Genomic DNA, 8,461 nt, shown 5'->3' with positions numbered 1-8,461 from the left:
TACCTGCTTCTAATATAGTTAAACTTTTTTCGAGTAGAATAATATCGGAAGCTTCTTTCGCAATATCAGTAGCAGTATTAACAGATATTCCGACATCAGCTTCACGTAATGCTACAGCATCGTTAATGCCGTCTCCCATGTAACCTACAGTGTGTCCATTTCCTTGTAATGCGTGTATAATACGAGATTTTTGCATTGGATTAAGCTTCGCAAATACAGTCGTTTCTTCAGCAAGTTTTGCTAATGCTTTATCTGGTAAAGAATCAATCTCGTAACCGAGGATTGGTTCGCCGATATCTAATCCAACTTCTTTACAAACCTTTCTTGTAACAATTTCGTTATCGCCAGTTAAAATTTTCACTTGTACACCATGTTTTTGTAATGCTTGAATTGCAGCTGCTGCAGATGGTTTCGGTGGATCTAAAAAGCCGATATATCCACTGAGAATCATATCTGTTTCGTCTTTTACTGCGTACTCTTTATTATTTATTCTTCTATCTTTTTTATAAGCCACAGCAATAATCCGCATACCTTCACTATTTAATGTCTCACTTAGTTTTTTGACATTTGAACGTATTTCCTCGGTGAGTGGAACGACTTTTTCATCCACTTCGGTGTAATTACAAATTGATAAAATTTCTTCTACGGCACCTTTACAAACCATTGTATGTTCACCTGAAATATCTTTTACGATGACTGACATACGCCGGCGGGCGAAATCGAATGGAATTTCATCTAGCTTTTGAAAAGCTGATGGATTAAATTTATTGTTTTCCTCTGTATGCTTAATAACAGCTTTATCTATTAAATTTTTCAATCCAGTTTGATAGAAACTATTTAAATAGGCAAATTGTAAGACGCGATTGCATTCATTTCCCTTGGGATCTAAGTGACGAACAAGGACAACTTTATCTTCTGTTAAAGTTCCGGTTTTATCTGTACAAAGAATGTTCATAGCACCTAAGTTTTGAATAGAATTTAGCTGTTTTACAATTACTTTTTGTTTAGACATGTTAACGGCACCTTTAGCTAAATTAGCAGTTACAATCATTGGTAACATTTCAGGTGTAAGACCAACAGCGACGGCAATAGCGAAGAAGAAAGCTTCTTGCCAATCTCCTTTTGTGAATCCATTAATGAGAAGGACAATAGGCGCCATAATAAGCATGAATGTAATTAAGAGCCAGCTTACTTTGTTTACACCTTTATCAAAGCTTGTTTCTACACGCTTTCCAATTACCTTATTTGCTAAAGAGCCGAAATACGTATCGGTACTTGTTGAGATGACAACAGCTTTTGCGCTACCACTTACAATATTTGTTCCCATGAAGCAAAGGTTTTCCATATCGAGTGGATTGTAATTTTTTTTCATGTTTTTCGGTAAGATATGCTTATTTTCTGTATGGTAGCAGTGTTCGTATTTTTCTACAGGAAGTGCTTCCCCTGTCAAAGAAGATTGATTAACAAATAAATCTTTAGCGGATACAACACGCACATCAGCTGGAACGATATCACCAGCTGAAAGGGAAATAATATCGCCAGGTACAAGTTCCTCAATTGGAATTTCTGTTGTGTAATTTCGGTTTAAATTCTTTACATTTTTTGTTTCATGTACAAATCCATTTATTCTAAATACGCTCGCAGTTGTTCGAACCATAGCTTTTAACTTATCGGCAGCTTTTTGAGAACGAAATTCTTGGGAAAACCGAATCGTTGCACTAAGTAGGACCATTACAGATACGACAATCGTTCCTTGCATATCATCTGTGAAAAAGGAGAGTGCTCCAAGAGCTAATAAAACGAAAATAAATGGATTTTTAAATGCCAATAGAAATTGAATGTACCACGGCGCCATTTTATTATGAGCTATTTCGTTCGGACCATATAAAGAAAGTCTACGAGACGCTTCTTGTTTAGATAATCCATCTTGTGTTGTTTCTAAAAGTTTTAACGCAGAGCTTACATCTTGTGTTGCAACCTCCACTAATAATTCGTTATTTGTTTTCATGCTATCTTGCTCATAAGCATGCTTTGTTTCTTGTCTTTGTAAATTAAACATCGGTAGTTCCTCCTCTGTCATGAAGGAGGAAACAATCTGTTACCTAACTATTTGAAATGGTGAGGAACAGTTTCTTTCCTACCTACATGATGAAATATGAATGTAAAACGTATGGGTATCTGGGCCGAATCATCAATTGCCAACTGTTCCTCACCTCCGTACAATTTAGTAGTTTCTGAATATGCTATGTTTGTTTCATAGTAAGGTGCATATAGACGTAAAAAGACCTTTACTCAAAACGAGTAAAGGTCTGAATTCGCAGTTAAAAGAGTCCACAACAAAGACTGTTAGTAGACATAAATAAAAACAGTTTTTGTGTATGACAAAATACATGCACCTCTCCCTCGTTGAGTTTTAGCACTGTATAGCATAGGTACTGAAACCAGCTACGTTAAAAAAGGCCTTCATTCCGACCTTTCCTGTTGACCCATTGGCGTCTCTCGACATTTTTGGGCAGCAGCGTTTCTCTATACAGGAGCCTCACCTAACAGAGACCATATTCAATTACATGTTGAATGTTAGCACTGTAAAATCGTAGTGTCAATATCTTTTTTATCTGTGTTTTTAAAATATTAAACGGATTTATAATAGATATGTGGGATGAAATGCATGATTTTGATTATGAATAATATGGAAAATAAATATTTTTATAAAAGGGGAATTTGTAATGGTACCACAAAATTTTATTATAAATATTGAGAATCAAAAATGGTTGTTTAATGAGCAGGAAGATTTATGTTCACACGGAGAAATATATTTAAATGTGGATGGAACGATTATTACGCGGACAGGTATGGATGAGGAATGGGGAATAAGTGAATCAGCTTTAGCTTTGTTACGAACTTTAGATAAAGAATATATTTGTGATATTGAAAATGAAGAGGGGGTTATTTTGCACGGATGTGGCACTATGCTAATGTTAGGATGCCCAATTTCAATTCATTGGACTATAAACCATATAGGTAAAAATGTGATTTTAAAGGACTTTGTCAAAGTTATTTCTACTGATCAAAAGGCTATATACTATGAAGGGCTTCATATAGAATTGAATGAAAATGAATATAGAAAACAAATTGTTTCTTTTGCACTACAAGCAAAAGAATTATTTAATAAATCAAGTGAAAAGATAATTTTAAATGAGCTTGAGCGAAGTATGTATACCGACTTTTGGACGGAATATGATCATTTGTTAAATAAGTATAAATAAAAAAGCACTGTAACCAGTGCTTTTTTATTATAGATTACGAGATTGTAGGGTTTTCAAAAATAACAATCTCTGAACTGTTTGTAGTTGAAACGCGTTGGGCGTAATATGTTAAAGCTGAAGAAATATATGCTGGTAACGTATCATTTGTATGTGATGTTGTATATTCATGGATTAATTCCTTTAAAGTTGTCCATTCTAATTGTGCTGGGTGATCAGACACGAAAGAACTTACCCAGCGATCAAATGAAGATGAAAAATCAGTTTGTAAACGAAATACTTCTTTCATAATAAAACGCTCCCTTAAAATGTAGTATAATTATTTTACCACAAAACACGAACGATTGGTAAATTTTTTAAGTGTAATGTTCGTGTTATATAGTTGTCTAGATGATTGGTTATGTAAATTCGATTTGCCATTTGAAATAACATTCCGTAAGATGAGAGATAGAGTATATTTAGAGCTGGAGGAAAGAAAGTGGAATTTGTATTTTTAGGAACTGGTGCAGGTGTTCCTTCAAAAGGAAGGAACGTTTCAGCAATTGCTTTACAATTGTTAGAAGAACGAGGACAGACTTGGTTATTTGATTGTGGCGAGGCCACGCAACATCAAATATTACATACATCGGTACGTCCGCGCCGCATTGAAAAAATATTTATTACGCATTTACATGGCGATCATATTTTTGGATTGCCTGGTTTATTAGGTAGCCGTTCATTTCAAGGAGGAACTACGCCTTTAACGGTGTATGGACCGAAAGGAATTAAACAATTTATTGAAGTGGCATTATCGGTAAGTACGACACATGTGAAATATCCACTTGAAGTTGTGGAGATAACAGAAGAAGGTACCGTATTTGAAGATAATGAATTTTATGTAGAAACGAAAAGATTGTCACACGGTATAGAATGTTTTGGATATCGTATTGTAGAGAAAGATATACAAGGTGCTCTTTTAGTTGATAAATTGCTTGAGATGGGTGTGAAACCAGGTCCAATCTTTAAACGTTTAAAAGATGGAGAAGTAGTTGAATTAGAGGATGGCACGATATTAAATGGAAATGAGTTTATCGGCCCACCTCAAAAAGGAAGAATTATTACTATCTTAGGTGATACGCGATATTGCGAAGCGAGTAGGGAGCTTGCGCAAGATGCAGATGTACTTGTCCATGAAGCGACTTTCGCAGCAGAAGATGAGCAACAAGCGCATGATTATTTTCATTCCACATCTAAGCAAGCTGCGAGCATTGCACTTCAGGCAAATGCGAAGCGATTAATCTTAACTCACATTAGTTCTCGCTATCAAGGAGATACATATAAGGAATTATTGAAAGAGGCAAGAGAGTTGTTTTCTAATACAGAAATAGCGACAGATTTGAAATCATTCCCAGTAGAAAAATGATAATTTTGTAAAAAATGGTAACGGTGGGTTACCATTTTTTTATGTCTAAAAAAATTTAAAAATAAAACTGTTATTATTTTATGCTTATACTTGGATGATACAGAAAATTAGAATGGTTTGAATATATACGATAAAAATACGAAATAATGATTATTTAGAAAAACTGTTATATAAGTCAGATGACATACAAGTGATACAAATAGCAGGAATGGACTTTTATTCAGAACTTTTAAAATTCAACAAAAGTAAGCGTTTTATAAAAAACAAGCTATAATGAGGGCAGATTATAATTTATGATAAGTCACATGCTTTTTAGTTATTATCGTAACAAGTGAAGTTGACTAAACCATGAGAGAGTAACATGAGAATTATAATAGGAAAGATATCACTTGTTTATGCTATGCTTGCAATGGCTTCTGTGTTAAACTTTGGATTGCTACCAGACTTTATTGTGGATTATCTTATATCATTTTTTTAATGAAAATAATACTAAGATTCTTATGTATTATGATAACTGGTATTATTTCAGGTTATATTGGATTACTTTTATTCAAAAATTATCCAATTCATACAGCAGAACAAATTCGTGGTACAACTGGAAAAGCGACAGATGTAGCAGCTTAATAGAATAGTAGAATAAATTTTTTTCATAGAGGTTTAGGGGGAGTTATGATGAAGTATCGCTCAGTATTTGATATTATCGGTCCAGTTATGATTGGACCATCAAGTTCACATACAGCAGGCGCGGCAAGAATGGGGCAAGTTGCTCGCCAGCTGTTTCGTCATGAACCAGAAAGAGTAAGCATTTCGTTATATGGATCATTTGCAAAGACGTATCGAGGGCATGGTACCGATGTAGCACTAATCGGTGGAATATTGGGATTTGAAACAGATGACTTACGTATTCCAGAGGCGCTAGAAATAGCAAAAGAGCGCGGAATTGAAGTGGAATTCATTGAAGAAGATGCCAATGCACCTCACCCAAATACAGCAAGAATTCGTTTGTATAAAGGTGAAGAAGAAATTGAAGTTGTTGCTTGCTCAATTGGTGGCGGTAAAATTGAAGTTGTAGAATTAAACGGATTCGATCTTCAATTATCAGGCACAAGTCCAGCACTACTTATTGTAAATAACGATCGCTTTGGTGCTATTGCAGCGGTGGCTTCAATCCTTGCTACACACGAGATTAACATTAGTACAATGAGTGTTTCTCGTAAAGAAAAAGGAAGAAGAGCGCTTATGGTTATTGAAACAGATGAATTATTAGCAGATGAAGTGATTGAAGAAATAAAAGCGCAACAAAATATTTGTCAAGTAACTATTATGGATTAATTGCAGGGGGGACACACCATGTTTCGGAACGCAGCGGAACTAGTGGCGCAAGCTAAAGAACAAAATGTAAAAATCGCAGAAATTATGATTCAATGTGAAATGGAAACAAGACGTATTTCACGTGAAGAAGTAATTGCTGGTATGGAAAAGAACTTAGTCGTGATGGAACAAGCAGTAGAACGTGGTATTCGCGGCGTGAAATCACCAACTGGTTTAACTGGTGGAGATGCTGTAAAAGTTCAAGCGTATATGAAGAGTGGAAAAGGCTTATCTGGAGATACGATTTTGGATGCAGTAAGCAAAGCTGTTGCAACAAATGAAGTAAACGCAGCGATGGGAATTATTTGTGCAACACCAACAGCAGGGTCTGCTGGAACAGTGCCAGGTGTACTATTTGCACTAAGAGAAAAATTGCAGCCTACACGTGAAGAAATGATTGAGTTCTTATTTACAGCAGGAGCTTTCGGTATGGTTGTTGCGAATAATGCTTGTATTTCTGGTGCGGCAGGAGGATGCCAAGCTGAAGTTGGTTCAGCAAGTGGAATGGCGGCTGCAGCTGCAGTTGAGATGGCTGGTGGAACACAAGATCAAGCAGCTACAGCGATGGCAATTTCATTAAAGAACATGCTTGGTTTAGTGTGCGATCCTGTTGCAGGACTTGTAGAAGTGCCTTGTGTAAAACGTAATGCAGCAGGAGCTGCGAATGCGATGATTTCAGCAGATTTAGCATTAGCTGGTGTAACGAGTACAATTCCATGTGATGAAGTAATTGAGGCAATGTTTAGAATTGGACAAACGATGCCAGTAGCACTTCGTGAAACAGCAGAAGGTGGACTTGCAGCAACGCCGACTGGTCGTCGCCTGCAAGAAGAGATTTTTGGGAAGAACAATAACTAAGTGTAAAAATAGAAAAAGGAGCTCAAGTTTATTTGAGCTCCTTTTTCTATTTTTCTTTTGTTAGTTGTTCTAATGTTTTTCCAAGATTATGTGATCGTTCCGTTGCCTGTGTAATACAAGAAATAAGTGCTTGTTGAAATTCATGTTCTTGTAATACTTCAATACCTGCTTCGGTAGTTCCACCAGGAGAAGTAATTTCCTTTCGCAAAATAGAAGGGTGCTTGTCACTTGCTTTTAGCATTTCAGCAGCACCAATCATCGTTTGAAGAATAAGTGATTTTGCAACATCTTCTTTTAAACCAATTTTTTTTGCAGCTTCTTCCATAGCTTCCACTACGTAATAAATATAAGCAGGTCCACTTCCGGATAATGCAGTGACAGCATGCATATCATCTTCCTCTACAACAGAGACGAGACCGATCGTTTCAAATAAAGATGTTGCAGTGCGAATATGTTCCGCTGTTGCATGTTTTGAAGGGGAGATAGCGGTAGCTGATTTTAGAATGGCTGCGGATGTATTTGGCATTGCACGAATAATTGGAACGTCTTTTTGAAGTAGTTTTCTAATTGAGTGAGTAGAAACACCTGCTAGTAATGAAATAATAAGCACGTTATTATTTATGTATTCTTTAAAAGGGGTAAGCGCCTCTGCAACATCCTTTGGTTTCATTGCTAGAAAAAGAATATTTGCATCAGTAAGTAATTCTTTTTTATTATGAGTACCTTTGACACCGTATTTTTTATGTAGCTCTTGTAATCTCGTCTCGTTAGAACGATTACTTACAGTAATTTGTTCACCTTTAACAACATTTGCATGTAACAAGCCACCAATAATAGCTTCAGCAATAGAGCCTGCACCGAGAAAGGAAATGTTTTGAATAGACATGATGTTCCTCCTTTAATTTTGGTTAGAAATTCTTATAAATGTACATACATTCGTTTTCTTATAGGAAACACCTCTTTTTATCTGAAAATAATGACAAATATATATAGAAGTTGTAAACTGAAGAAGTATTCATTTTTGAACCGGAAAGAGACAGGGGGGCTAAGCATGACGGCGATTCACCGAATGGAGATTCCTGTACCATTTGCAGTGGAAACTGTGAATGTGTTTTTAGTTGAGGGGGAGACATTAACATTAATTGATACAGGGACGAATACAGAAGAGGCAAGGAATGCGTTAGAAAGTCAATTAGGTGCATTAGGATATACGATAGAAGATATTGAAACAGTAGTCATTACGCATCATCATGCAGATCATTGTGGACTTTTAAATATATTTTCTGAGAAGACGAATATTATTGGACATCCTTGGAATGAGCCTTGGATCACACAAAATCCAGAATTTTTAAAGCGGTATCATGAATTTTTTAGAGAGACGGCCTTACAGTTTGGTGTGCCAGCAGCATTTTTGAAAGACGAGTCGTTATTGACGACGAGGACACTTAAATATTCTTGTAATAGATCGTTAACGCATACTGTGAGAGAAGGAGATCGTATTAATTCTTTGCCTGGATTTACAGTGCTTGAAACACCAGGCCATGCTTCTACTCATATTTCTTTATAT

8 protein-coding genes and 1 riboswitch are annotated in these 8,461 nt (G+C 36.0%); of the genes, 5 read left to right on the top strand and 3 right to left on the bottom strand.

Annotated elements, in window-relative coordinates; genetic code table 11:
• Positions 1–2,059 (bottom strand): magnesium-translocating P-type ATPase (gene mgtA, locus MR167_RS29125; RefSeq protein WP_242316080.1); only part of this gene is annotated, 2,059 nt, incomplete at its 3' end.
• A 331-nt stretch (positions 2,060–2,390) separates the two neighbouring features.
• A riboswitch (M-box (ykoK) riboswitch) is annotated at positions 2,391–2,558 on the bottom strand.
• A 168-nt stretch (positions 2,559–2,726) separates the two neighbouring features.
• Here mgtA and MR167_RS29120 point away from each other — a divergent pair.
• Positions 2,727–3,266: a hypothetical protein gene (locus tag MR167_RS29120; protein ID WP_081143512.1), complete on the top strand. Its 540-nt coding sequence runs from the start codon at positions 2,727–2,729 to the stop codon at positions 3,264–3,266.
• A 34-nt stretch (positions 3,267–3,300) separates the two neighbouring features.
• Here the strand turns inward: MR167_RS29120 and MR167_RS29115 are convergent, their stop codons facing one another.
• A complete protein-coding gene (locus MR167_RS29115; protein WP_000665709.1) occupies positions 3,301–3,552 on the bottom strand; it encodes a DUF3932 family protein in 252 nt (83 codons plus the stop codon).
• Between the two features lie 189 nt (positions 3,553–3,741).
• Between MR167_RS29115 and rnz the strand changes: the two genes are divergently transcribed.
• The 3 genes from rnz (at position 3,742) to sdaAA (ending at position 6,894) form a co-directional block, all read left to right on the top strand.
• Positions 3,742–4,665 (top strand): ribonuclease Z, encoded by a 924-nt coding sequence (rnz, locus tag MR167_RS29110; RefSeq protein WP_000397454.1) that lies wholly within the window; start codon positions 3,742–3,744, stop codon positions 4,663–4,665.
• Positions 4,666–5,337: 672 nt separating this feature from the next.
• Positions 5,338–5,997 carry an L-serine ammonia-lyase, iron-sulfur-dependent subunit beta gene (gene sdaAB, locus MR167_RS29105; RefSeq protein ID WP_000877451.1) on the top strand — a complete coding sequence of 220 codons (660 nt, stop codon included), beginning with the start codon at positions 5,338–5,340 and terminating at the stop codon, positions 5,995–5,997.
• Between the two features lie 18 nt (positions 5,998–6,015).
• Positions 6,016–6,894 carry an L-serine ammonia-lyase, iron-sulfur-dependent, subunit alpha gene (gene sdaAA, locus MR167_RS29100; protein ID WP_000489454.1) on the top strand — a complete coding sequence of 293 codons (879 nt, stop codon included), beginning with the start codon at positions 6,016–6,018 and terminating at the stop codon, positions 6,892–6,894.
• Between the two features lie 46 nt (positions 6,895–6,940).
• Here sdaAA and proI read toward each other — a convergent pair whose 3' ends face one another.
• A complete protein-coding gene (gene proI / locus MR167_RS29095; RefSeq protein WP_000027254.1) occupies positions 6,941–7,780 on the bottom strand; it encodes a pyrroline-5-carboxylate reductase ProI in 840 nt (279 codons plus the stop codon).
• Between the two features lie 165 nt (positions 7,781–7,945).
• Here proI and MR167_RS29090 point away from each other — a divergent pair.
• Positions 7,946–8,461, top strand: a 516-nt coding sequence (locus tag MR167_RS29090; RefSeq protein ID WP_242316079.1) for an MBL fold metallo-hydrolase, incomplete at its 3' end; no start/stop codon positions are given.

This window comes from Bacillus cereus group sp. BfR-BA-01355 (genome assembly GCF_022663675.1).
In the GTDB taxonomy this organism is placed as follows: domain Bacteria; phylum Bacillota; class Bacilli; order Bacillales; family Bacillaceae_G; genus Bacillus_A; species Bacillus_A thuringiensis_S.
Note: the sequence above shows the minus strand (reverse complement) of the source record. Positions and strands in the feature narration are given on the sequence as shown.

What these genes read in the sequence shown, in the direction of transcription:
- sdaAA (WP_000489454.1), top strand. Translation starts at nt 6,016, where the DNA reads ATGTTTCGGAACGCAGCGGAACTAGTGGCGCAAGCTAAAGAACAAAAT.
- MR167_RS29115 (WP_000665709.1), bottom strand. Translation starts at nt 3,552, where the DNA reads ATGAAAGAAGTATTTCGTTTACAAACTGATTTTTCATCTTCATTTGAT.
- proI (WP_000027254.1), bottom strand. Translation starts at nt 7,780, where the DNA reads ATGTCTATTCAAAACATTTCCTTTCTCGGTGCAGGCTCTATTGCTGAA.
- MR167_RS29120 (WP_081143512.1), top strand. Translation starts at nt 2,727, where the DNA reads ATGGTACCACAAAATTTTATTATAAATATTGAGAATCAAAAATGGTTG.
- sdaAB (WP_000877451.1), top strand. Translation starts at nt 5,338, where the DNA reads ATGAAGTATCGCTCAGTATTTGATATTATCGGTCCAGTTATGATTGGA.